The sequence below is a fragment of the Serratia sp. L9 genome (assembly GCF_050632285.1).
GTDB lineage: Bacteria > Pseudomonadota > Gammaproteobacteria > Enterobacterales > Enterobacteriaceae > Chania.
The window spans coordinates 4,715,531-4,739,803 of sequence record NZ_CP192591.1 but is presented as its reverse complement, the minus strand read 5'-3'; the positions used below and the strand labels follow the sequence as shown (position 1 = coordinate 4,739,803).

Sequence of the window (24,273 nt, the reverse complement as noted above, 5' to 3'; positions counted from 1 at the left end):
ATGTAGATCTGGGTATAAAAGTGTGATAAACCTCTTGTATTGATGAATGCTTTATGAGTAAATGCAGTCCGGCCTGTGATGCAGACCTATTTATGTTCGAGTTTAGATTTAGAGTTAAGCAGTTCCTCCCAAGACGTTATCATTTGATTCCGCTTCAAAGACGAACCTTCTAAGTACCCTCCCATAAGTAAAGATTCTGAAAACGGCCAAATTGCCTTATGGCAGGTTTTGTAAATATATTTAAAAGGTTAAAGTTATGTCTAAGAAGACTGGTCAGGTTAAGTGGTTCAACGAAAGTAAAGGTTTTGGGTTCATTGAACAGCAAGACGGCGGCAAAGATGTATTCGTACACTTCTCCGCAATCGCGACCGACGGTTTCAAGACTCTGGCAGAAGGCCAGCGTGTTGAGTATACCATCCAGGACAGCCCGCGCGGGCCGGCTGCCGCAAACGTTGTTGCTCTGTAAATAAACAGAAAATGACGTAAAGAGAGTTTTATACAACCATAATGAAGCATTTTTGCTGATTTATTGCGGAAGATATAAAGCTCAACAAGCCCGCCTTAGTGCGGGTTTTTTAATTTTTGCTCACGAGAGGTTTGTTACGAAAAACTTTAGGTTGGGCTGGTAGCATCCGAACAATAATAAAAAGGATGCTCAGTGAAAGGAGTTATTTTATGTTTAAGAATACAGTATTAAAAATGGGCCGTGTGAAATGGTTTGATCAGGCTCAAGGCTATGGTGTTATTTCACCGGTTGATGGTAGTGACGAAATTTATGTTAGCCGTCGTGCTATCGCCAATACCAAGAATAAATCGTTAAACGAAGGTCAGAACGTTGAGTTCTCGATCTATCGCAGCTCTCACGGGCTGTCTGCGGCAGACGTTATCGCGTTCTGATCCCAACCCTTCCTCGCCAGTGCCGGTGCCGCCACCCCAAGCACTGGCGAAGAAAAATCTCCCACATTTTCTCCACTCTATGAGTTTCAATGGGCCGCTCCAGCCCCGTACCCAGTACCACACGGTCAGACCACTGAAGTAAGTGAGTGGGCGCAGTAAAGTGAGTACAGGTAACAACGCTTCAGCTTGAAAGGCGACCGGTATATCATCAGGCCATCGATCAGTGACCTTGGATATCAGGATGCCAACCCCGGTTATTTCTCTTTCTTCTGCCCGTGCGCTTCATCTTGCCGCTCAAGGCCTGCTTGCCCCCAATAAACGTAAAGCCCGTCCCGATGATGTGGTTGCTGCCATCGAACGTATGGGGTTGCTGCAGATCGATACCATCAGCGTGGTTGCGCGTAGCCCTTATCTGGTGCTGTTCAGTCGCCTGGGCGACTATCAGCCAGAATGGCTGGAACAGGCCTTGGCTAGCGGTAAACTCTTTGAGTACTGGGCTCATGAAGCTTGCTTTCTCCCGATTGATGATTTTGGCCTGCTCCGTCACCGCATGCTGCAACCGCAGGGGATGGGATGGAAATATTCGCAGGAATGGGTGCAAAAACACCGGTTGGCCATTGATGAACTGCTGCAGCATATCGAGGCTCAGGGGCCGGTGCGTTCGGCCGATTTCAATGCTGAAAAGAAAGGTGCTAATGGCTGGTGGGATTGGAAGCCGGAAAAACGCCACCTTGAAATCCTGTTTACCTCGGGCAAATTGATGGTGGCTGAGCGCCGAAACTTTCACCGGGTTTACGACCTCACCGAACGGTTGCTGCCACACTGGGATGATAATGTACACGCGGTACCGCAGGCCGTGGCGCAACAAGCGATGCTGCGCCGCAGTTGCCGCTATCTGGGTATTTTTAAAGCAGAGTGGCTGGCGGATTATTACCGTCTAAAACGTGTCACCCCAAAGGCGCTGCTTGAAACGCTGGTTGAGCAAGAAGAGATTTCGCGGGTCAGTATTGACGGGTTGGCAGGGAGTTTTATGTCCACCAGTCTCTGGCGGCAGAATTGGCGTTGGCACAACAGGGGAAGCTGAAGTCCAGCGTAACCAGCCTGCTTTCTCCTTTTGACCCGGTGGTGTGGGATCGTCGGCGCGCGTTGGAACTGTTCGATTTTGATTATCGGCTGGAGTGCTATACGCCAAAAGAGAAGCGCCGGTTTGGCTATTTCACCTTGCCGTTGTTGCAGCGGGGCAAACTGATTGGCCGGGTTGATGCAAAAATGCACCGCAAACAGGGGATTTTTGAGGTCATCAGCTTTCATCCCGAAACACAAACCAGGTTGCATGGACAGTGCTGCCAGGACATTCGGCAGGCGATAACCCGAACGGCAAAATGGCATGGAGCGACTCAGGTAGCGCTGGGGGGCTGCCTGCACTGTTGGCAACTGAATGGGGGCAGGGCTGGGCGTTGGAATAACGAACGGTGCGGTAGCGAGGGTAAAACGAAGCCCAGCACCGTCGTTACATCAGATTTTCTCAGTTGCTGAAATTGGCAAACAGAGCGATGATTTTATGAATGCGTTTGATCATTTGCAGGTTCTCATTTTTTTGTGATGTAAGTCACAAAAATGGTACGCCTGCTGATGGACTGATTCAACCCCTGGACAAAAATTTCCTGTCCGGTGACTGGCTGGGCAAATCAGGCGGTGATTAACCTGCCCCTTAGCGTTATGCTATCCTCACGCACTTTCCCTGATGATATATCTCCCCCTGGAGGACGCATGGATCACCGTTTACTCGAAATCGTTGCCTGCCCGATTTGCAGCGGTAAGCTCTATTTTAATAAAGAAAACCAGGAACTGGTCTGCAAAGTGGATGGCCTGGCTTACCCATTACGCGATGGTATTCCGGTATTGCTGGAAAACGAAGCACGTTCCCTATCACTGGATGAGAAACACGCATGAGTTTTATTGCTATCATTCCTGCGCGTTATGCCTCTACTCGGCTACCGGGTAAACCGCTGGCGGATATTCACGGCAAGCCTATGGTTGTGCATGTGATGGAACGTGCGCGCGAATCCGGGGCTGCCCGCGTTATCGTTGCCACCGATCATCCTGAGGTCGCTAAAGCGGTGGAGGCTGCCGGTGGCGAAGTTTGCATGACCAGCCCAGACCACCATTCCGGCACTGAACGCCTGGCGGAAGTGATCGAGAAGTGTGGATTTGCCGATGATGAAATCATTGTCAATGTGCAGGGCGATGAACCCCTGATCCCACCGGTTATCGTGCGCCAGGTTGCCGAGAATCTTGCTGGCAGCAGTGCTGGTATGGCAACGCTGGCAGTGCCGATCGAAACTGCGGAAGAAGCCTTCAACCCGAATGCGGTCAAGGTAGTGATGGATGCACAAGGTTATGCGCTCTATTTCTCTCGTGCCACTATTCCGTGGGATCGTGAGCGGTTCGCCCAATCGAAAGAAAGCATTGGTAATAGCCTGCTGCGCCATATCGGTATCTATGCCTATCGGGCCGGTTTTGTGCGCCGCTATGTCGCCTGGCAGCCCAGCCAGCTTGAGCAGATAGAGTTGCTGGAACAGCTACGCGTACTGTGGTACGGCGAAAAAATTCACGTTGCGGTGGCGCAGGCCACTCCGAGTGTCGGTGTTGATACGCCAGAAGACCTGCAACGCGTGCGCGATAGCATCAGACCTTAAACCTAATCTTGGCTGGAGCGGTAGCGGGTGCTCCGGCCATTTTGCCTCCCGCCTGTTGATCCCCCTTTTATTGATCTGTGTTGAAGAAATTCGCCACTCCTCGTTCAATGATGTAGACGTTTTTCCTTTTTCTGGAGGGGGTTGCCCGATGGAGCAGTTACGTGCCGAGTTGAGTATTGTGCTGGGGGAATCCATCAGCCGTCTTGAGCGTGTCAGCGAACAACCTTACGCACATCTGTATTCGTTGTACGATCGGCAGAATAATGCCATTCCGTTGATGGCGAAAAGCTTTGTCCATGAAGGCATTGCTCAGCAAGAGGCCTACAAACTTTCCATGCTGGCGCGCGAGGGTGATATTCGCCTGCCGACGGTTTTTGGCGTGGTCTGTTCCCTGCAGGCACCTTATAAGGAGATCTTGCTGATTGAACGCTTGCGCGGAGTCTCGGTAGAAGCGCCAACGCGCACCCCAGACCGCTGGAATGTGTTGATGGAGCAGATTATCGACGGTGTTCTGGCCTGGCATCGTATCGACAGCCACGGTTGCGTTGGTACGGTAGACGGCACGCAGGAAAACGACTGGTTCAGTTGGTATCAACAGCGTATCGAAGTGCTTTGGTCAACCTTGAGTAACCTGAATTCGCCGTTGTTGACCATGGCAGATCGCCGCCTGCTTTATCGTACGCGCGAAATGCTGATCCATTTCTTTACCGGTTTTGACGATCCCTGCGTGCTGGTACATGGCAATCTTTCCCTGCGAAGTATGCTTAAAGACGCCAAGACTGACCAGTTACTGGCGATGCTTAATCCGGGGATGATGCTATGGGCTCCAAGGGAGTATGAATTGTTCAGACTTTGTGAGGCGGGCATGCCGGAACAGTTGCTGTTCCAATATCTGCAGCGTGCGCCGGTAGCGGAGTCTTTCCTGTCCCGCCGTTGGCTGTATGTCGTATGGGAAGCCGTAGCCAGAATGATCCATACCGGCAAGCTGGACCGCGTTCTGTTCGATCAGGCTTCGAAACAGCTGCGGCCCTGGCTTGCCGAATAATCATTCCGGGTCTGATGCTGCCTCGCTGCCACCTTTCAGGCTCTGCCACAGACTGCCCAACGTTTCATACACCGCCCGTTCGCTGTGCCCAAGGAACATGGAGGAAGGTATAACCCGATCCCAGATATTCAACGGTGAGCTGATAGCCAGCTGGTTGGCCGGTGCCGGGATTGGGTGCAGCCCTTGAGCCTCAAAAAGCGCATTGCCCGTGGCAGATGATTAGCTGAAGTGACCAGAATAAAGGGTTTTTGCCCCACCAGTCCGGCGACCTGGGCGGCCTCCTGTTCGGTATCCAGCGGGCGATCCAGAATCACGATGTCACTGAGGGGTACGCCCAGGCTTTCTGCCACATATGCCGCGGTGGCGGCGTTGCTTAAGGTATTTGCTCCCCGAGCCCCGGTGAAGACCATCTTGCTGCCTGGGTGTGACAGGTATAATCTGACGCCTTCTGTCACCCGTGGCAGGCTGTTGCCGAGCAGATTAGAGCTGGGTGCCCAGTCCGGGTTGAAGGTGTAACCACCGCCCAATACCACGATATAATCAACCTGATCGCTGCCGCGATAGGTCACATAGTTTGACTCCAAGGGTCGCAGCAGGCGATCGGCTACGGGTTGCAGGCTAAGCAACAGCAACAGCAGCCAACTGAGGCTTAAAATAACTTTGCCGCTCTTCTGCCAGCGGGTGAACCATAGCAGCAATAATGCCAACCCCATCAGTAACAGCAGCGCGGGTAAGGGCATCAGCAGGCTGCCAATAAATTTTTTCAGGTTAAATAACATCAAAAATCAGGTCCTTTTGGGCGAAAAAACGACATCTGGGCGCAATCACGCCGCAAGAAGATTTATTCTAAGCCAGTCTGTGCCAGAATAGCAGGTTTGAATGGGCAGGCGCTTTGCCGAAGCCACGAGACAATCAGCGGAGCTGTTGTTCATGCAGGATCGCAATTTTGACGATATTGCTGAGAAGTTTGCGCGTAATATTTACGGCACCACCAAGGGGAAAATCCGCCAGGCAGTCGTCTGGCAGGATCTGACCACGCTGTTGGCCCAATTGCCGCAGCGGCCGCTGCGCATTCTGGATGCCGGTGGTGGCGAAGGCCATATGGCCTGCCAACTGGCAGAATTAGGACATCAGGTCTTGTTGTGCGATCTTTCTGGTGAGATGATCCAGCGCGCTGCGTTACTGGCAGAGCAAAAAGGTGTGAGCCAGAACATGCAATTCATACAAAGTTCGGCCCAGGATATAGGCCAGCACTTGGAACAGCCTGTCGATCTGATATTGTTTCATGCCGTTTTAGAATGGATCGCCGAACCGCAAGTGGCATTACAGGCATTGTTTGACTGCCTGTTACCTGGCGGGGCGCTTTCTCTGATGTTCTTTAATGCCAATGGCCTTTTGATGCGTAACGTGGTGTTGGGTAATTTCCAACTGGTGGATCCTGAAGTCAGAAGGCGCCGTAAGCGCTCTCTGTCACCGCAGTATCCGCATAATCCACCGCAGGTTTACAGCTGGCTGGAACAGATGGGTATGCAGATTTCAGGGAAAACCGGCGTGAGGGTTTTCCATGACTATCTGCAAAGCAGGCAGTTGCAGACACAAAAATTTGAAGAATTACTGGCGCTTGAACAGCACTATTGCCGGCAGGAGCCGTACGTGAGTTTGGGGCGCTATATTCACGTCATGGCGCATAAACCGAACCTGAAGGACGAACTATGAGTGAATTTTCCCAGACAGTACCCGAACTGGTTGCCTGGGCACGGAAAAATGATTTCTCTATTTCGCTCCCCACTGAGCGTCTTGCGTTTTTACTTGCCATCGCCACGTTAAACGGTGAACGGCTGGATGGCGAGATGAGTGAAGGTGAGCTGGTTGATGCATTTCGCCATGTCAGTAAAGGGTTTGAACAGACAAATGAAACGGTGGCAATCCGCGCCAACAATGCGATCAACGACATGGTGCGCCAGCGTCTGTTGAACCGGTTTACCAGCGAATTGGCAGACGGTAATGCCATTTACCGCCTGACCCCGCTGGGCATCGGCATCACTGATTATTATATTCGTCAGCGCGAATTCTCTACTCTGCGCCTTTCCATGCAACTGTCGATCGTGGCTGAAGAGTTGAAACGTGCCGCGGACGCTGCCGAAGAGGGCGGTGATGATTTCCATTGGCATCGCAATGTGTTCGCACCGCTGAAATATTCGGTGGCAGAGATCTTCGACAGTATCGATCTGACGCAGCGCCTGATGGATGAGCAGCAGCAGAGTGTGAAAGAAGACATTGCTGCGCTGCTTAATCAGGATTGGCGTGCGGCGATCTCCAGTTGTGAGATGCTGCTGTCGGAAACCTCCGGTACTTTGCGTGAACTCCAGGATACGCTGGAGGCCGCTGGTGATAAACTCCAGGCCAACCTGTTACGCATTCAGGATGCCACGCAGGGTGAAATGGAACTGGGCTTTGTCGATAAGCTGGTTTTTGACCTGCAAAGCAAGCTGGACCGTATCATCAGTTGGGGTCAACAGGCGATTGACCTGTGGATCGGTTACGACCGCCACGTTCACAAGTTTATCCGTACCGCGATCGATATGGATAAAAACCGCGTGTTCGCCCAACGCCTGCGCCAATCGGTGCAAAACTTCTTCGATAACCCTTGGGCGCTTACTTATGCCAATGCCGATCGCCTGCTCGATATGCGCGATGAGGAACTGGCGTTGCGCAGTGAGGAAGTGACCGGGGAACTGCCGCCGGATCTGGAATATGAAGAATTCAACGAAATCCGCGAACAGTTGGCATTGATGATCGAACAGGCACTGAAGATTTATCAGGAACAAAAAATGCCGCTCAATCTGGGGGCGGTCATGCGCGATTATCTGGCGCAATATCCGCGAGCACGTCACTTTGACGTTGCCCGTATAGTGGTCGACCAGGCAGTGCGCCTTGGTGTGGCTGAAGCTGATTTTTCAGGGTTGCCAGCGCAGTGGCAGGCAATCAATGATTACGGAGCCAAGGTACAGGCCCATGTCATCGACAAATATTGAACAAGTAATGCCAGTCAAGCTGGCCAAGGCATTGTCTAACTCGCTGTTTCCGGCGTTGGACAGCCAATTGCGTGCGGGTCGTCATATCGGTATCGATGAACTGGACAACCACGCATTCCTGATGGATTTTCAGGATGAGCTGGAAGAGTTTTATGCTCGCTATAGCGTAGAACTGATCCGCGCTCCGGAAGGGTTTTTCTACCTGCGTCCGCGCTCTACCACCCTGATCCCACGTTCGGTGCTTTCCGAGTTGGACATGATGGTTGGCAAGATCCTCTGTTACCTCTATCTCAGCCCCGAGCGCCTGGCGCACGAAGGTATTTTCAGCCAGGAAGAGCTGTATGAAGAGCTGCTGAGCCTGGCTGATGAGAGCAAACTGCTGAAGTATGTTAATCAGCGCTCCACCGGTTCGGATCTGGATCGCCAGAAGCTGCACGAAAAAGTACGCTCCTCGCTCAATCGCCTGCGCCGTCTGGGCATGGTGTATTTTATGGCGAATGACAGCAGCAAATTCCGCATCACCGAGGCGGTGTTCCGCTTCGGTGCCGATGTGCGCAGCGGTGACGATCCGCGTGAAGCGCAGTTGCGTATGATCCGCGACGGTGAAGCCATGCCGATTGAAAACAGCCTGTCACTCAATGATGCGGAAGATGCGCAGGCAGAGACCAACACGGGCAGTGCAGAGGATGAACAGGAATGATTGAACGCGGTAAATTTCGCTCGCTGACACTGGTTAACTGGAACGGTTTCTTTGCCCGGACCTTTGATTTGGATGAATTGGTTACCACTTTGTCCGGGGGTAACGGGGCCGGTAAGTCCACCACGATGGCTGCGTTTGTCACAGCGCTGATCCCGGACCTGACGCTGTTGCACTTTCGTAACACGACCGAAGCCGGGGCTACCAGCGGGTCACGCGACAAAGGCCTGCACGGTAAATTGCGCGCTGGCGTCTGCTACTCCACCCTGGATGTGATCAACTCGCGTCATCAGCGTGTGGTTGTCGGGGTACGTCTGCAGCAGGTGGCAGGGCGCGATCGTAAAGTCGATATCAAGCCGTTCACCATTCAAGGCCTGCCAACCGCAGTCCAACCTACGGAACTGTTGACCCAGACCGTGGGTGAACGCCAGGCTCGCGTGCTTTCGTTACAGGAACTGAAAGAGCGTGTCGAAGAGATGGAAGGGGTGCAGTTCAAGCAGTTCAACTCCATCACCGATTATCATGCCTTGATGTTTGACCTGGGGGTGATCCCCAAACGTCTGCGCTCCTCTGCCGATCGCAGCAAGTTCTATCGTCTGATTGAAGCTTCTCTGTACGGTGGTATTTCCAGCGCCATTACCCGTTCACTGCGTGATTACCTGCTGCCGGAAAACAGCGGGGTGCGTAAGGCGTTCCAGGATATGGAAGCCGCGCTGCGTGAGAACCGCATGACGCTGGAAGCGATCCGCGTGACCCAGTCGGATCGCGACTTGTTCAAGCACTTGATCTCTGAGGCCACCTCCTATGTGGCCGCTGACTACATGCGCCACGCCAACGAGCGCCGTATCCATCTTGATGGCGCGTTGGTGTTGCGCAGCGATTTGCTGGGTAGCCGCAAACAACTGGCCGCAGAGCAGTTCCGCCACGTTGAAATGGCGCGTGAGCTGGCTGAACAGAGCGCGGCCGAATCCGATCTTGAAACCGATTATCAGGCTGCCAGCGATCACCTGAATCTGGTGCAGACGGCGATGCGTCAGCAGGAAAAGATCGAACGCTATGACGGCGATCTGGAAGAGCTCACCTACCGTCTGGAAGAACAAAATGAGGTTGTGGCAGAAGCCAGCGAGCAGCAGGCCGAAAACGAAGCGCGTGCCGAAGCGGCAGAGCTGGAGGTCGATGAGCTGAAAAGCCAACTCGCCGATTACCAGCAGGCGTTGGACGTGCAGCAAACGCGTGCCATTCAGTATCAACAGGCACTTCAGGCTCTTGAGCGTGCCCGTGCGCTGTGCCAGGTGCCGGATCTGAGTGCTGAAAATGCTGAAGAGTGGCTGGATACCTTCCAGGCGCGCGAGCAGGAAGCCACAGAATCCCTGTTGATGCTGGAGCAGAAACTGAGCGTGGCCGATGCGGCTCACAGCCAGTTTGAACAGGCTTATCAGTTGGTGGGTAAAATTGCAGGTGAAGTCAGCCGCAGTGAGGCCTGGCAAACCGCACGCGAATTGTTGCGCGATTGGCCTTCACAGCAGCATCAGGCCGAGCGGGTGCAGCCACTACGTATGCGCTTGAGCGAGCTGGAACAACGTCTGCGTTCGCAACAGGACGCCGAGCGCCTGCTGCAGGAATTCTGCAAACGTCATGGGCAGACCTATCAGCCGGATGAGCTTGATGCGTTGCAGCAGGAGCTGGAAGAGCGCCTGGAGTCGCTGTCACAAAGCGTCAGTGAAGCCGGTGAACGCCGGATGGAAATGCGCCAGGAGCTGGAGCAGATCCAGCAGCGTATTAAAGAACTGACTGCCCGTGCGCCGATTTGGCTGGCCGCCCAGGACTCACTGAGCCAGCTCAGCGAGCAGAGCGGTGAGGCTTTCGAAGACAGCCAGCAAGTCACCGAGTATATGCAGCAGCTTTTGGAGCGCGAACGGGAAACGACCGTTGAGCGTGACGAAGTAGCCACTCGCAAGCGTGAAGTGGAAGCGCAGATTGAGCGCCTCAGCCAGCCAAGCGGTGCGGAAGATCAGCGTCTGGTCACGCTGGCCGAGCGTTTTGGCGGCGTGTTGCTCTCCGAAATCTATGACGATGTCACCATCGATGACGCTCCGTATTTCTCTGCGCTGTATGGCCCTTCGCGCCATGCGATAGTGGTGCCGGATTTATCACTGATCCGCGAGATGCTGGAAGGGTTGGAAGACTGCCCGGAAGATCTCTACCTGATCGAAGGAGATCCGCAGTCGTTCGATGACAGCGTATTTGCTGTCGAAGAGCAGGAAAAAGCGGTGGTGGTGAAGATCGCCGACCGCCAGTGGCGCTATTCGCGTTACCCGGAAGTGCCGTTGTTTGGCCGTGCTGCCCGTGAAAATCGCCTGGAAGTGCTGTATGCCGAGCGTGATTCGTTGGCTGAACGTTACGCCACCTTGTCATTTGACGTTCAGAAAACTCAGCGCTCCCATCAGGCCTTCAGCCGCTTTATCGGCTCCCACCTGGCGGTAGTCTTTGATGCGGATCCCGAAGCAGAAATCCGCACCATGAATACCCGCCGTGGCGAGATTGAGCGTGCGCTCAACAACCATGAAGCGCAGAACCAGCAGCAGCGCCAACAATACGAACAGGCGAAAGAGGGCATCTCTGCGCTTAACCGCCTGATACCGCTGGTTTCGCTGTTGACTGACGAGACATTGCAGGATCGTGTCGAAGAAATCCGTGAGGAAATGGAAGAGGCGCAGGATGCGGCGCGTTATATCCAGCAGCACGGTGTTTCTTTAGCCAAGCTGGAGCCATTGCTTTCGGTGTTGCAAAGCGATCCAGAGCAGCATGAGCAGTTACAGCAAGATTATGTGCAGGCGCAGGCAACCCAGCGCCAGGCCAAGCAGCAAGCTTTTGCCTTGACGGAAGTGGTTCAACGCCGTGCGCACTTCAGCTATACCGACTCCGCCGGTATGCAGAACGCCGACAACGATCTTAACGATAAACTGCGCCAGCGGCTGGAGCACGCAGAAGCGGAACGGAGCCGTGCCCGTGAGCAATTACGCCAGTATCAGACTCAGTTTACGCAATACAGCCAGGTGCTGGCTTCGCTGAAAAGCTCCTATGACGCCAAGCGCGACATGCTCAAAGAACTGAGCCAGGAACTGGTGGACATTGGGGTTCAGGCGGATGCCAATGCCGAAGCTCGCGCACGTACGCGCCGTGATGAATTACATGCTTCACTCAGCAATAACCGTGCTCGCCGCAATCAGTTGGAGAAACAACTCACCTTCTGTGAAGCCGAAATGGACAGCCTGCAGAAAAAACTGCGCAAGCTGGAGCGTGATTATTATCAGTTGCGTGAGCAGGTAGTTACCGCCAAGGCTGGCTGGTGTGCCGTGATGCGGCTGGTGAAAGACAACGGGGTTGAACGCCGTCTGCATCGCCGTGAATTGGCCTATATGGACGGTGACGAACTGCGCTCGATGTCGGATAAGGCATTGGGGGCGCTGCGCCTGGCGGTGGCAGATAACGAACATTTGCGTGACATTCTGCGCCTGTCGGAAGATCCAAAACGGCCTGAGCGTAAAATCCAGTTCTTTATTGCGGTATATCAGCACCTGCGCGAACGTATCCGCCAGGACATCATCCGTACCGACGATCCGGCCGAGGCCATCGAACAGATGGAAATCGAGCTGGCCCGCCTGACGGAAGAACTGACGGCGCGTGAGCAGAAACTGGCTATCAGCTCGAAGAGCGTGGCCAATATCATCCGCAAGACCATTCAGCGCGAACAGAACCGAATCCGTATGCTCAACCAGGGGCTGCAGGCGGTATCCTTCGGGCAGGTGAAAAGCGTACGTCTGAATGTCAACGTACGGGAAGCGCACGCCACCTTGCTCGATGTACTCTCCGAGCAGCAGGAACAACATCAGGATCTTTTCAACAGCAACCGGCTGACCTTCTCCGAAGCGCTGGCCAAGTTGTATCAGCGTCTGAACCCGCAGGTTGATATGGGGCAGCGTCTGCCGCAGACGATCGGTGAAGAGTTGCTGGATTACCGTAACTATCTGGAGCTGGAAGTTGAAGTCTTCCGTGGCTCTGATGGTTGGCTGCGTGCGGAAAGTGGCGCGTTGTCTACCGGGGAAGCGATCGGTACCGGGATGTCGATTCTGGTCATGGTAGTACAAAGCTGGGAAGAAGAGTCGCGCCGCTTGCGGGGCAAAGATATCTCACCTTGTCGCTTGCTGTTCCTGGATGAAGCCGCGCGTCTGGATGCCAAATCTATCGCAACGCTGTTCGAACTGTGCGATCGCCTTGAAATGCAGTTGATCATAGCCGCGCCGGAAAACATCAGCCCGGAAAAAGGCACCACCTATAAGTTGGTGCGTAAAGTATTCCAGAACCATGAACATGTGCACGTTGTGGGACTGCGTGGCTTTGCCAACGATCAGCCTGCGTTGGGCGCTGCTGTGGCAGAAACGCCGCAAACTTAAAAAAACGCCCTAAAAATCTGAAAATAGCTGCCCTGGTGTGGCTATTTTTTTACTGCAGGGATGATAACCTGGTTTTTTTCCAGTAGAATGGCAGTGGCGTTTTACCCGAAACAGTAATTTACGGTGCTGACAGCAAAAGGGCCGTTCTGTTTGTATACTGAAACTAATAATAATCTGTGCGGTATTTTTGTGAGCCTACAGGGGGCAAGGGATGTTGCTAAAAAATGGAAACTCAGTACGACGTCTGGCATTGAGTTGTGCAATCGCATGGGGTTTTGCCTGGTCGTTTTCCGCTGGAGCAACTGTACCGGCGTTCCCGGTGGCATCATCAGCCGGTGGTATGTCCGCTGCGCAGAGTCGTGCAGAGCTGCTAGCAGCTCTGCCGAAGAGCGTTGTGCCATATTATATCGCTACTTTGGCACCGCTTTATGCGTCCAACCAGATGCAACCTATGTGGCAGGATCGTGAAGCGGTATTACAATTTCAGCAGCAGATTGCCGAACTGGCGATTTCCGGGGTGCAGCCGCAATTTACTCAATGGGTGAAATTACTGACAGACCCGGCCATTACCGATATGGCACGCGATATTGTTCTGTCTGACGCCATGTTAGGTTATCTGCAGTTCGTGTCCTCCATCGGTGCCAATGGTAATAACTGGTTGTACAGCAACATCCCCTACAAGTTGAACGTGCCCGCGAGCACGGTTGTCAACCAATGGCAGTTGGCCATGCATCAGGGCAAAACGTTGGCCTATGTCAATTCGTTGGCCCCACAGCATCCCCAGTATCAAAAAATGCATCAGGCGTTGCGCGAGATGTTGGCCGATGGGCGTCCGTGGCCACAAATAGTCAATGGCCCGAGTTTGCGCCCAGGCCAGCTCAGCGACGATATTCCGGCGCTGCGTGAGATCCTGGCACGTACCGGCATGCTGACCACTGCATCGGTGGAGGCCCCACGTTCACCGGAACCGGAGGTGACCAACGCCGCCGCCACGACCCCAGCCGCGGATGATGATCTGTCAGTGGATGAAGAGAAGAGCCGCGATGCGACAGGGGCCGTTGTCAGTCCGGCGGCTGCACCCATCAAGGATCTGGCCCCTTCTCCAGAAGCACCGTTGGCACAACCTCCGGTCAGCCCTGTTTCCGTGCGGGATAACCGCTATACGGAAGATTTGGTGGAAGCAGTTAAACGCTTCCAGACCTGGCAGGGGCTGACGCCAGACGGTGTTATCGGCACCCGGACGCGCGAATGGCTGAACGTTTCGCCACAAATGCGCGCTTCCTTGCTGGCGCTGAACATCCAGCGTTTGCGTATTCTGCCTGGGCATGTGGATACCGGCATTATGGTCAACATCCCCAACTACTCGCTCACCTATTATCTGAATGGTAATGAAGTGCTGTCCTCCCGGGTTATTGTCGGCCGTCCAAGCCGTAAAACCCCGCTGATGAGCAGTGCGCTGAACAACGTGGTGGTTAACCCGCCGTGGAACGTGCCAACCAAGCTGATTCGTGAAGATATCGTGCCTAAGGCCATGCACGACGCCAGCTACTTCCAGAGACACGGCTATCGCGTGTTCTCGGGTTGGAGTAATGATGCCGAGGTTATCGACCCAGCCATGATTGACTGGAGCATGATTTCCCCACGTAATTTCCCTTATCGCATTCAGCAGGCGCCTGGCACCAGCAACTCGTTGGGCCGCTTCAAGTTCAATATGCCTAGCTCGGATGCTATCTATCTGCACGATACCCCTAATCATGGCCTGTTCCAGAAGGATATTCGTGCATTAAGCTCTGGTTGTGTACGTGTTAACAAGGCCTCGGATTTGGCCAATATGCTGTTACAGGATGCAGGTTGGAATAACACTCGCGTATCGTCCACCCTGAAACAGGGAAACACGACCTACGTGAACATTCGCCAGCATATCCCGGTTCAACTGTACTACCTGACAGCCTGGGTTTCGGAAGACGGCAAGCCGCAGTTCCGCACCGATATTTACAATTACGATGCCACGGTGAGATCGGGTGCACAAATCTTGGCTCAGGCCGAAAAATTGATGCAATAAATGCAGTAATTCAATGTAAATAACGGTCTTAATGTTGGGCTAACTTTACCCTATGAATTTCAAGTTGGCCGCTCAAGCGCATGAATACGCTTGAGCGGCTCTGCCAAGCTGTGACTTGAAAGGCGAGGGGTAAACGAGCACTCTTTTTGTGAGTGCTTGTAACCTCAGCGTATCGCGGGTTGACTCAGCTTACGCTGGCGGTTAAGGTTCAGGCAGTGCGCAGTTTTGTGCATATATTTTGACATTATTGCCGGGTTTAAAAGAGTCATGGATAAAATTGATCATCATCGCCGTAAATGGTTGGCGTTAGGTAGCGCTGCCATGGGTATTGCACTGCTCCCTGGGCAGTCGTTTGCCAGCCTTTCTACCGCTCGCCCACGTATTCTGTTGTTGAACAACCTGAATACCGGTGAGTCCATCAAAGCCGAATTCTTCAACGGTAAAGGTTATAATAAAGAAGAACTGGCGCGGTTGAACCATATCTTCCGTGACTATCGGGCTAACAAGACCAAAACCATCGATCCTCAGTTGTTTGATCATCTCTATCGCCTGCAGGGTCTGTTGGGCACCAACAAACCGGTGCAGCTGATTTCGGGCTATCGTTCACTGACAACCAATAACGAAATGCGTGAGCATAGCCGGGGTGTGGCCAAGCAGAGCTATCACACCAAAGGGCAGGCGATGGATTTCCATATTGAAGGTATCCAACTGAGTAATATCCGTAAGGCGGCAATGAAAATGCGCGCTGGTGGTGTAGGATATTATCCGCGTAGCAACTTTGTACACATTGATACCGGCCCGGTGCGGACCTGGTAATCACTGTGTATCATGATAAGTGAATGGCGCCAGCCTGCCAGGTATGGCGCCGTTGTCGTTGGAGCTTTATGAAATACCATATTATTCCCGTTACGGCGTTTAGCCAGAACTGTACGCTGATTTGGTGTGAAGCAACCAAGCAGGCCGCACTGATTGATCCCGGTGGCGATCCGGAAAAATTGAAGGCGGAAGTGGCCAAAATAGGTGTGCAGGTCAGCCAGATCCTGCTGACGCATGGTCATCTCGACCACGTGGGCGCCGCAGCAGAGATGGCAGAGCATTATCAGGTGCCGATCTATGGCCCGGAGAAAGAGGACGCTTTCTGGCTGGAAGGGTTACCTGCGCAGAGCCGTATGTTTGGTCTTGAAGAGTGTCGCTCTTTTACGCCAACCAAATGGCTTGAAGAAGGGGACAAGGTGCAGGTTGGCGAGATGTCGCTGGAGGTACTGCATTGCCCTGGGCATACGCCGGGTCATATCGTGTTTATCAACCCGCAAGCGCGCCTGGCTTTGGTTGGCGACGTATTGTTCAGCGGTGGTGTTGGCCGCAGCGATTTCCCGCGTGGTGACCATCAGACGTTGATCAATTCCATACGCAGCAAATTACTGCCTCAGGGCGACGATATGGCATTTATTCCGGGGCATGGGCCAATGTCTACCTTTGGTCGGGAACGTCAAACCAACCCTTTCCTGCGCGAAGAGCCCGCTATCTGGTAGGGGTATTTCCCTGTAGAAACAATAAAGGGCGCAGATGCGCCCTTTTTCAATACTGCCGGTTCAACTTACAGCACGGCAACGATGGCTTCGCACAGCGGTGCCATGTTGTCTGGCGTCATACCTGCCACGTTAACGCGGCCAGAGTTCACGGCATAAACACCAAACTCATCACGCAGGCGCAGTACCTGATCTTTGGTCAACCCGCTGAAAGAGAACATGCCGTTCTGGTTGATGATGAAACTGAAATCCTGCTCGGCCCCTTTTTCCTGCAGGGTATTGACGAACAGCTGACGCATGCGGTGAATGCGTTGGCGCATATCGGTCAGTTCCTGCTCCCAAATGGCACGCAGCGCTTCGTTACCCAGAATGGTGGCAACTACCGCCGCACCGTGTGACGGCGGGTTAGAGTAGTTGGCGCGAATTGCCGCTTTCACCTGGCTGAAGGCGCGGTCTGCAGTTTCTGCATCGGCAGCCACGACGGTACAGGCACCCACACGTTCGTTATACAGGCCAAAGTTCTTTGAATAGGAACTGGCAACAATCAGTTCCTGATGTTTGGCCGCAAAAATACGCAAGCCTTGCGCGTCTTCTTCCAGACCTTTGGCAAAACCCTGATACGCGAAGTCGAACAGCGGCAGCCAACCTTTGGTGACGGAAAGCTCAGCCAACTGCGCCCATTGCGCTTCGGTTGGATCGATACCGGTTGGGTTGTGGCAGCAACCATGGAATAGCACTACATCGCCAGCCTGCGCTTGTTCCAGGCTCTGGAGCAGGCCATTGAAATCCAACGAGTGGTTGGCGGCATCGTAATAGTTGTATTCCAGCACTTCCAGGCCAACGGCGCCAAAGACGTTTTTATGGTTTGGCCAGCTTGGGTTACTGACCCAGATACGTTTGGCGTTGGTCTGGTTGGCAATAAAGTCTGCCGCTACACGCAGGCCGCCGGTACCACCAGGTGTTTGCGCGGTGCGAGCACGTTTGTCTGTAATGATCGGGCTCTGTTTGCCGAACAGCAGTTCTTGAGTGCAACTGGCAAACTCAGGGATACCTTCAATGCCCAAATAGTTCTTGGTGGTTTCATTTTCCAGCAGGAATTGTTCAGCCTTCTTCACGCTGGTCAGCACAGGTGTTTTACCGGTTTCGTCTTTATAGACGCCGATCCCCAGGTTGATTTTGTTCGGGCGGGCGTCCGCGCGGAAAATGTCAGTCAGACCCAGAATCGGATCGGCAGGTGCTGCGGTGATTTTTTCAAACATGTCAAATGCTTCCATGGCCTAGAGTTAAGCAGACAGAAACATCAGGGTAGCGCCAGTTATCTTCTTTGCCAACCGTTTGCGAGAAAAACACATCGATCTTGTGATGGCGGCAGATTCAGCACAAAAAATGACGGGGAAGGGGGATTGGCAGGATAAAAAATGGCAGATAGGGCAAAAAACAAAAACAGGGCCGAAGCCCTGTTTTTTAACTTAGCTGACAGCGAACTGTCATTAAGCGCTACGACTTAGAACTGGTAAACCAGACCAACAGCAACGGTGTCGTCGGTGTTCAGACCCAGTGGGTTGTCGTCGTTCAGCTGGTTGATCTGATAGTCCACATAGGTAGACATGTTTTTGTTGAAGTAGTAAGTTGCGCCCACTTCTACGTATTTGATCAGGTCAGCATTACCGATGCCTTCGATTTTCTTGCCTTTAGACTGTACGTAGGCAATAGAAGGACGCAGGCCGAAATCGAACTGATACTGTGCAACCAATTCAATGTTCTGTGCTTTGTTAGCAAAACCAGAGGCGCCATTGTTTTCGTTTTCAATGTAAGTTGCGTTACGGGTTTCGCCGTACATTGCAGCCAGGTAAACGTTGTTCGCGTCATATTTCAGAGCGGTTGCCCACTGCTCTGAACGGCCTTCACCGTTAGCATAAAACGCAGCATCTTGACCATCGGTACGATCAGAAGAAGCATAAGCTGCAGAAACACCTACACCGATTTCTGATTCGTAGGAGCTGGAGATACCCCAACCGTCGCCATTTGAACGGCTGATGTCAGAACGATCGTTTTTACCCTGGTATTGCAGGCCGAAGTTCAGACCGTCAACCAGACCAAAGAAGTTTTTGTTACGGTAGGTTGCCAGACCGGTAGAACGGCCAACCATAAAGTTGTCGTTGTAAGCTGAGTCACCACCGAATTCTGGCAGCATGTCAGTCCAGGACATTGGATCGTAAACGATACCGTAGTTACGGCCGTAGTCGAATGAACCGTAGTCAGCAAATTTCAGACCAGCAAAGCCCAGACGGGTTTTGGTGCCGTCAGTTGCGTCAGTGCCACCTTCGGTTTTGTTTGCCTGGATGTTGTATTCCCACTGGCCATAACCGGTCAGTTGGTCAGCAATCTGAGTTTCACCTTTGAAGCCAAAACGAACGTAAGATTTGTCGCCATCATTACCGTCGTTGTCTGAGAAGTAGTGCAGGCCGTCAACTTTACCGTACATATCCAGTTTGTTGCCGTCTTTGTTATAGATTTCTGCTGCGTTTGCTGCACCAGCTGCTAACAGAGCCGGGATTACTACTGCAAGAATATTGCGCTTCATCATTATTACCCTCATTGGTGTTATTCGGACACCTTGCCACTGCCGCCAATAATTCTTTTGGAACTATTGTTGATAGATTGGTGTCGTCCTGTGTCTGCACGCAGTGTTCCATTCACTGGCGGGTTAATCTAGAGCGAAAGTGCTACGAATGTCGCAATTGGGTTTCATAAAGAAACAATGTGTAACAATTTGTGAATCTGAGGGAACTTTGTGACGCAGGTCAAGGTTAAAAAATGCGAAAGGCCAGCTAAGCTGGCCTTTAAAGTGTAAAGAATTGGTTTAAAAAATGTTTGAATTATTAATTAGAAACTTGCGTTACGTGGGGTGCGAGGGAATGGGATCACATCCCGCACGTTTTGCACACCGGTCACATAGGCGATTAAACGTTCAAAACCTAAACCAAAGCCTGAATGCGGCACGGTGCCATAACGGCGCAGATCGCGGTACCACCAATAATCTTCTTTATTCAGGCCCATCTCTTCCAGGCGCTGATCCAGTACATCGAGGCGTTCTTCACGCTGTGAACCACCGATGATTTCGCCAATGCCCGGTGCCAATACGTCCATGGCCGCCACGGTCTTGCCGTCTTCATTCATACGCATATAGAAGGCTTTGATGTCTTTCGGGTAGTTTTTTACCACTACCGGCGCCTTGAAGTGCTGTTCGGCCAGATAACGCTCATGTTCCGATGAAAGGTCGATACCCCAGGAGACGGGGTTTTCGAAGGTTTGGCCAGAAGCGATCAGGATCTCGACGGCTTCGGTGTAATCCACTTGGGCAAAGTCAGAGCTGACAAAACGCTTCAAGCGTTCAATGGCGTCTTTATCTACCCGCTCAGCGAAGAATTGCAGGTCGTCGGCGCGTTCATCCAGTACCGCCTGGAAGACATACTTCAGCATGCCCTCGGCCAGACTGGCAACATCGTCCAGCGTAGCGAAGGCCACTTCAGGTTCGATCATCCAAAACTCGGCCAGATGGCGGCTGGTGTTGGAGTTCTCGGCGCGGAAGGTGGGGCCAAAGGTATAAACCTTGGACAACGCACAGGCATAGGTTTCGCCGTTCAACTGACCAGATACGGTCAAGAAAGCCTCTTTACCGAAGAAGTCCTGGCTGAAATCGACAGTGCCTTTATCCGTGCGCGGCAGGTTTTCCATATCCAGAGTAGAAACGCGGAACATTTCGCCAGCACCTTCGGTATCCGAGGCGGTAATCAGCGGGGTAGAAACCCAGAAATAGCCGTTTTCATGGAAGTAGCGGTGGATCGCCTGTGCCAGCGTGTGACGGACGCGGGCAACTGCACCGATCAGGTTAGTGCGTGGGCGCAGGTGGGCCACTTCACGCAGATATTCGATGCTGTGGCGTTTAGCCGCCATCGGGTAGGTATCCGGATCGTCAACCCAGCCAACCACCTTGATGGACGTTGCCTGCAGCTCGAAACTCTGGCCTTCGCCAGGGGAGGCAACGACGGTGCCGGTCACTTCAACGGAACAGCCGGTGGTCAAGTGCAGAACTTCATCCTGATAATTCGGCAGAGAATGATTAACGACGGCCTGTAACGGATTAAAGCAGGAGCCGTCATAAACGGCGAGGAAGGAGATACCAGCTTTAGAATCTCTCCGGGTACGTACCCAACCGCGCACGGTGACTTCACTGTCAACCGCAGCACGACCTTGCAGTACGTCGACTACAGGCACTACGCTCATAGATTTCTCTCTTTATAAGTTTTGGTTCACAAATAGGCTAACAACCCAAGAATTTGGGGATGTTGCTATGTTACTTGCCGCGTTGCAGAGCACAAGCAGAAATCATCGCAATGGCGCAACATTTATTGAGGTTGGGTAAAAAGGGGAGCTATATAAAGGAAGAAAAGCGAAACCGGCGAGAACGGGCTCACCGGCTTGTATCATTAACTGGCTTTTTTAACCAATGGCAGGTCGAAGGCTTTGCATAAGGCTTTCACAAACGCCTGGTCCTGGCAGATGGTTTTGCCTGGGCTGTCTGAAAGTTTGGCTACCGGTTTGCCTTTGCACTCAACCAGTTTGATCACGATATTCAGCGGGTTGACGCCGGGTATATCACAGGTTAAACGGGTGCCAATTCCGAAGGACAGATTGATACGCCGATCAAAGTGGCGATACAGCGCCAACGCCTTGTCCAGGTCCAGGTTGTCGGAAAACACCAGCGTTTTGCTCAGCGGATCAATACCCAGCTTCTGGTAATGAGCAATGGCTTTTTCACCCCATTCGATGGGATCGCCCGAGTCGTGTCGCAACCCTTGATAGCGTTGGGCAAACTGCATACCGAAATCACGCAGGAACGCATCCATGGTAATACAGTCAGTGAGCGCCACACCCAACTGATCGGGGTATTCGTCTAGCCAGGCTTGCAGCGCCGCACGTTGGCTGTTGGCGAGCACCGGGCTGATCTGCTGGTGCGCCTGGAACCATTCATGGGCCTGAGTGCCCAGCGGAGCTAAATCTAACTGGTGCGCCAGATCGTAGTTACTGGTACCGACCAGATAAGGGAATTCCTCTTTCAGCGTTGTGACGATGGCCTGTTGCACTTCTCGCGAGAAGCGGCGGCGGGTGCCAAAGTCCATCAATTTGAAGCGGGAAATATCAATATCCCCGCTCATTTGTTTGAACTGGGCCAGTTTGCTGCGCAACTGGTTTACCGCCATCTCTGGTGTGACCTGCGGTGACCGGTGGCGATGAACCACTTCACTGATTACTGCCAGCAAAGGAACTTCCCACATGATCACTTCAAGCCAGGGGCCAGCGATACGGATCTGCAGTTTACCGTCAAGATTACCGATGGTGACTTGTTGCGGGTCATAACGGAAATCACGCAGCCAGGTCAGGTAATCCTGGCGGAAGAAAGTCAGGCCAGAGAGATAGCGAAATTCCGCTTCGGTCAGCGCCAGCTTGCTCATGATGGCAATCTGGGCTCGGATCTCGTCGGCATATTCGCCCAGCAGTTCGTCACCACGGCAACGGAACTCCGCCGCAACGGTAATTGCGGGGTAGCGATGAAACACTGCTTGCTGCATATGAAGCTTGTAGGCATCAGTATCAAGCAATGAGGTCAAAATCGGGGAAGCGTATAGATTCATATCGCGTTACAGCATCCTCGTCAGGCGCGTGTCCAAACCCGGATAATCATAAAAAGTGGGGGAGTATACCCGGATTATCCTATTATTGAAGCCACATCACACCACAAATGACTGGAAGGGGTCGAGGATTAAACGTGCCTTTGTCTGGGTGGGGGCGTTGCGTAGGGGAATAAAAGTCAAATAATCCAATAAGCTGAATCACTTAGTCAATTTAACGATAGAAATTATAAGGTTAATTATTTTAAACAGGGATTCAGATGAACCCGGTTGGCGTATAGATACTGACCTTGTCCTTGCCGCTTTTCTTACAGTAATACAGCGCTTCGTCAGCCTTTTTGATCGCTGGATGCAGTTCTTCGAGGCTCACCACGGCGGCAATGCCACAACTGATGGTGAAGCGCACTCGTTTTCCGTTGACCAGTTCCAGGCAGAGCTGGCGAGTTTCCTCGCGCAGATTCTCCATTACGCTGCGGGCATTCTCCAGCGTACAGTGACCCAGTAGCAAAGCAAACTCCTCTCCACCGTAGCGGCAGAAAATGTCGCTGGAACGAAAAGTGTTGCGTAACAGCTGAGCGAACATCACCAGGACACGATCGCCAATATCATGGCCGTAGGTATCATTTAACCGTTTAAAGTTGTCGATATCGATCAGGCAAAACGCCTGAGGATAAGTGTTGGCCGCGAGCATTTCGCACTCGAGGAAAAATTTGCGGCGGTTATAGATATTGGTCAGTGGATCGAGAAATGACGAGGCTTCCAGTTCTTTGATCAGCACATGTTTTTCGTTTTCCAACGCGATCTTCACCTGATTGTATTGTTTCAACTGGGTGATGGCATCGTTAATGGCGATCAGCTCTTTACTGTAAAATGTCTCGTTGTTATCAATGTTCAGGTCGCCCTTAGACAAGCGCAGGATATTGTTATGGGTTTTTGTCAGCCAGCGGCTGATGTTGGAGCAAAAGATCAAGGAGGGTAACAGTATGAACAAGGTAATCAGCCAACCTAAAGAGATCATGCCATAAATAGCCGTTTGGCTGTCATACATCTTGGCTTCGGAAGCGGCAATCTCCAGCTCAAAACTGCGTTGATAAAGCTGCTGTGAAAGCTGGCTCAACTCTTTGATGTAGTCATAGATAAAATCGGAGTTATAACCGGTGTTCTGGGTAATGGCCCGGTACAAACCTTCGGAAATACTGTCGATCCGTTCGCTGGAGATGCTCTGCTGCAGTTGGCCGACCAACGCGGATATCTGTGGGTCGCTATAGGCTAATTTCATAAAGGCTAAGCGGGTGCTGAGTGAGTTCAGCACTCCCGTCAGTTGAATGGCTTTCAGATAGGCGTCCTGGCGGCCCACACCGTCGAGATTAACGTCGATAATCTGATCGATAAGTTCCGTTACGGACATATTCAAACGGTTATTAAGACGAATGGACTCCAAAAACAGAAAGGAGTCTGCATCAATCATCCGGGTGTCATAAGTATATCGATAAAAGGTTCTGGTAGTCTGAACGATATAATAGGCGCTGTTGATATTGAACAAATTGGTATTGGCATCGTTGACTTGCGACAGTTGCCGCGAATCGTTATCCAGCAACTTCTCCATCAGATTGATCATGGAAAGGATGGCAAATTTTTGTCTGACGCCTTGCCGCAATGAAATTTCACTACCGACATGCGATTGTACAATCGCTATTTTTCTACGTGCCTGCTCGTCGGCAATCTTCCATTGGTTTTCGGTCACAGATTTGCTCACCAGACTTAATCTTTTTAATCGGTGTGCGAGCAATGTAGCCTGGAAGGCTTCAGAAACCTCTTTGGCACGGCTGATTTTATAGAGATTTTCCTGGCTTTGGGTATAGCTGTTTTGCGCTTCTACCAGCTCATTGGAAATAAAAACGCCAAAGGAGAGCATGATGGCAAAAGTGAAGAAATAGATCAGATATTTTACTTGCATGCTAATCCGTTTCTCCTGCCGGCCGGGAGTGAAATTATAACATTGTGGCAACCGGGCTGCCTCAGTAAAGTCGCTGCGCCTGCAGGCCACGAGCGGCCTGCTTAAGCATAAAATGCTGTTTGTGAAGTTGATCAAAGTGTCTGGGGAGCCAAAGCTCGTCAGAAAACAGCGTTTGCCCATGACCGGTGAATGAAATCTTGGTGTG

At 52.3% G+C, this 24,273-nt stretch carries 17 protein-coding genes and 2 pseudogenes; 13 read left to right on the top strand and 6 right to left on the bottom strand.

Going from position 1 to position 24,273, the window contains the following annotated elements:
* The first annotated feature begins 256 nt into the window (after window positions 1-256).
* From cspE to ACQ86O_RS22535, 6 genes and pseudogenes are all read left to right on the top strand, one after another.
* A complete protein-coding gene (gene cspE / locus ACQ86O_RS22560) occupies window positions 257-466 on the top strand; it encodes a transcription antiterminator/RNA stability regulator CspE (protein ID WP_431222940.1) in 210 nt (69 codons plus the stop codon).
* A 209-nt stretch (window positions 467-675) separates the two neighbouring features.
* Window positions 676-897 carry a cold-shock protein gene (locus ACQ86O_RS22555; protein ID WP_431222939.1) on the top strand — a complete coding sequence of 74 codons (222 nt, stop codon included), beginning with the start codon at window positions 676-678 and terminating at the stop codon, window positions 895-897.
* A 241-nt stretch (window positions 898-1,138) separates the two neighbouring features.
* Window positions 1,139-2,363 (top strand): annotated as a pseudogene (locus ACQ86O_RS22550) (winged helix-turn-helix domain-containing protein).
* A 304-nt stretch (window positions 2,364-2,667) separates the two neighbouring features.
* The gene (locus ACQ86O_RS22545; protein WP_431222938.1) at window positions 2,668-2,850 is read left to right on the top strand and encodes a Trm112 family protein; all 183 of its coding nucleotides are present in this window, start codon (window positions 2,668-2,670) and stop codon (window positions 2,848-2,850) included.
* Entirely contained in the window at window positions 2,847-3,596 is a 750-nt protein-coding gene (gene kdsB, locus ACQ86O_RS22540) for a 3-deoxy-manno-octulosonate cytidylyltransferase (RefSeq protein WP_431222937.1), read from the top strand. Before ACQ86O_RS22545 ends, kdsB begins: the two co-directional genes overlap by 4 nt.
* Window positions 3,597-3,744: 148 nt before the next feature.
* Window positions 3,745-4,641 (top strand): YcbJ family phosphotransferase, encoded by an 897-nt coding sequence (locus ACQ86O_RS22535; protein ID WP_431222936.1) that lies wholly within the window; start codon window positions 3,745-3,747, stop codon window positions 4,639-4,641.
* On the opposite strand, the pseudogene elyC reads toward ACQ86O_RS22535, so the two are convergent.
* Window positions 4,642-5,420, bottom strand: a pseudogene (gene elyC, locus ACQ86O_RS22530) (envelope biogenesis factor ElyC). It lies immediately after the preceding gene.
* A 151-nt stretch (window positions 5,421-5,571) separates the two neighbouring features.
* Here elyC and cmoM point away from each other — a divergent pair.
* From cmoM to ACQ86O_RS22495, 7 genes are all read left to right on the top strand, one after another.
* The gene (gene cmoM, locus ACQ86O_RS22525) at window positions 5,572-6,357 is read left to right on the top strand and encodes a tRNA uridine 5-oxyacetic acid(34) methyltransferase CmoM (protein ID WP_431222935.1); all 786 of its coding nucleotides are present in this window, start codon (window positions 5,572-5,574) and stop codon (window positions 6,355-6,357) included.
* Window positions 6,354-7,676 carry a chromosome partition protein MukF gene (mukF, locus tag ACQ86O_RS22520; protein WP_431222934.1) on the top strand — a complete coding sequence of 441 codons (1,323 nt, stop codon included), beginning with the start codon at window positions 6,354-6,356 and terminating at the stop codon, window positions 7,674-7,676. Before cmoM ends, mukF begins: the two co-directional genes overlap by 4 nt.
* A complete protein-coding gene (gene mukE / locus ACQ86O_RS22515; protein ID WP_431222933.1) occupies window positions 7,657-8,376 on the top strand; it encodes a chromosome partition protein MukE in 720 nt (239 codons plus the stop codon). Before mukF ends, mukE begins: the two co-directional genes overlap by 20 nt.
* Complete coding sequence (mukB, locus tag ACQ86O_RS22510; RefSeq protein WP_431222932.1) at window positions 8,373-12,827, top strand: chromosome partition protein MukB; 4,455 nt, start codon at window positions 8,373-8,375, stop codon at window positions 12,825-12,827. Before mukE ends, mukB begins: the two co-directional genes overlap by 4 nt.
* A gap of 211 nt (window positions 12,828-13,038) precedes the next feature.
* Window positions 13,039-14,889 (top strand): L,D-transpeptidase, encoded by a 1,851-nt coding sequence (gene ldtD / locus ACQ86O_RS22505; protein WP_431222931.1) that lies wholly within the window; start codon window positions 13,039-13,041, stop codon window positions 14,887-14,889.
* Between the two features lie 267 nt (window positions 14,890-15,156).
* A complete protein-coding gene (locus ACQ86O_RS22500) occupies window positions 15,157-15,705 on the top strand; it encodes a DUF882 domain-containing protein (protein ID WP_431222930.1) in 549 nt (182 codons plus the stop codon).
* Window positions 15,706-15,773: 68 nt separating this feature from the next.
* A complete protein-coding gene (locus ACQ86O_RS22495) occupies window positions 15,774-16,421 on the top strand; it encodes an MBL fold metallo-hydrolase (RefSeq protein WP_431222929.1) in 648 nt (215 codons plus the stop codon).
* Between the two features lie 65 nt (window positions 16,422-16,486).
* Here the strand turns inward: ACQ86O_RS22495 and ACQ86O_RS22490 are convergent, their stop codons facing one another.
* The 5 genes from ACQ86O_RS22490 to ACQ86O_RS22470 form a co-directional block, all read right to left on the bottom strand.
* Complete coding sequence (locus ACQ86O_RS22490) at window positions 16,487-17,677, bottom strand: amino acid aminotransferase (protein ID WP_431222928.1); 1,191 nt, start codon at window positions 17,675-17,677, stop codon at window positions 16,487-16,489.
* Window positions 17,678-17,922: 245 nt separating this feature from the next.
* The gene (gene ompF, locus ACQ86O_RS22485; protein ID WP_431222927.1) at window positions 17,923-19,005 is read right to left on the bottom strand and encodes a porin OmpF; all 1,083 of its coding nucleotides are present in this window, start codon (window positions 19,003-19,005) and stop codon (window positions 17,923-17,925) included.
* Between the two features lie 299 nt (window positions 19,006-19,304).
* Window positions 19,305-20,705: an asparagine--tRNA ligase gene (asnS, locus tag ACQ86O_RS22480; protein WP_431222926.1), complete on the bottom strand. Its 1,401-nt coding sequence runs from the start codon at window positions 20,703-20,705 to the stop codon at window positions 19,305-19,307.
* 203 nt (window positions 20,706-20,908) lie between these two features.
* Window positions 20,909-22,114, bottom strand: a complete 1,206-nt coding sequence (pncB, locus tag ACQ86O_RS22475) for a nicotinate phosphoribosyltransferase (protein ID WP_431222925.1) — start codon at window positions 22,112-22,114, stop codon at window positions 20,909-20,911.
* A 253-nt stretch (window positions 22,115-22,367) separates the two neighbouring features.
* A complete protein-coding gene (locus ACQ86O_RS22470) occupies window positions 22,368-24,068 on the bottom strand; it encodes a GGDEF domain-containing protein (protein WP_431222924.1) in 1,701 nt (566 codons plus the stop codon).
* Window positions 24,069-24,273: the final 205 nt, after the last annotated feature.

Coding starts and splice junctions, on each gene's coding strand:
- ompF (WP_431222927.1), bottom strand. CDS start 19,005: ATGATGAAGCGCAATATTCTTGCAGTAGTAATCCCGGCTCTGTTAGCA.
- mukE (WP_431222933.1), top strand. CDS start 7,657: ATGTCATCGACAAATATTGAACAAGTAATGCCAGTCAAGCTGGCCAAG.
- ldtD (WP_431222931.1), top strand. CDS start 13,039: ATGTTGCTAAAAAATGGAAACTCAGTACGACGTCTGGCATTGAGTTGT.
- cmoM (WP_431222935.1), top strand. CDS start 5,572: ATGCAGGATCGCAATTTTGACGATATTGCTGAGAAGTTTGCGCGTAAT.
- kdsB (WP_431222937.1), top strand. CDS start 2,847: ATGAGTTTTATTGCTATCATTCCTGCGCGTTATGCCTCTACTCGGCTA.
- mukB (WP_431222932.1), top strand. CDS start 8,373: ATGATTGAACGCGGTAAATTTCGCTCGCTGACACTGGTTAACTGGAAC.
- mukF (WP_431222934.1), top strand. CDS start 6,354: ATGAGTGAATTTTCCCAGACAGTACCCGAACTGGTTGCCTGGGCACGG.
- ACQ86O_RS22490 (WP_431222928.1), bottom strand. CDS start 17,677: ATGTTTGAAAAAATCACCGCAGCACCTGCCGATCCGATTCTGGGTCTG.
- ACQ86O_RS22495 (WP_431222929.1), top strand. CDS start 15,774: ATGAAATACCATATTATTCCCGTTACGGCGTTTAGCCAGAACTGTACG.
- pncB (WP_431222925.1), bottom strand. CDS start 22,114: ATGAATCTATACGCTTCCCCGATTTTGACCTCATTGCTTGATACTGAT.
- ACQ86O_RS22535 (WP_431222936.1), top strand. CDS start 3,745: ATGGAGCAGTTACGTGCCGAGTTGAGTATTGTGCTGGGGGAATCCATC.
- ACQ86O_RS22545 (WP_431222938.1), top strand. CDS start 2,668: ATGGATCACCGTTTACTCGAAATCGTTGCCTGCCCGATTTGCAGCGGT.
- ACQ86O_RS22470 (WP_431222924.1), bottom strand. CDS start 24,068: ATGCAAGTAAAATATCTGATCTATTTCTTCACTTTTGCCATCATGCTC.
- asnS (WP_431222926.1), bottom strand. CDS start 20,705: ATGAGCGTAGTGCCTGTAGTCGACGTACTGCAAGGTCGTGCTGCGGTT.
- ACQ86O_RS22555 (WP_431222939.1), top strand. CDS start 676: ATGTTTAAGAATACAGTATTAAAAATGGGCCGTGTGAAATGGTTTGAT.
- ACQ86O_RS22500 (WP_431222930.1), top strand. CDS start 15,157: ATGGATAAAATTGATCATCATCGCCGTAAATGGTTGGCGTTAGGTAGC.
- cspE (WP_431222940.1), top strand. CDS start 257: ATGTCTAAGAAGACTGGTCAGGTTAAGTGGTTCAACGAAAGTAAAGGT.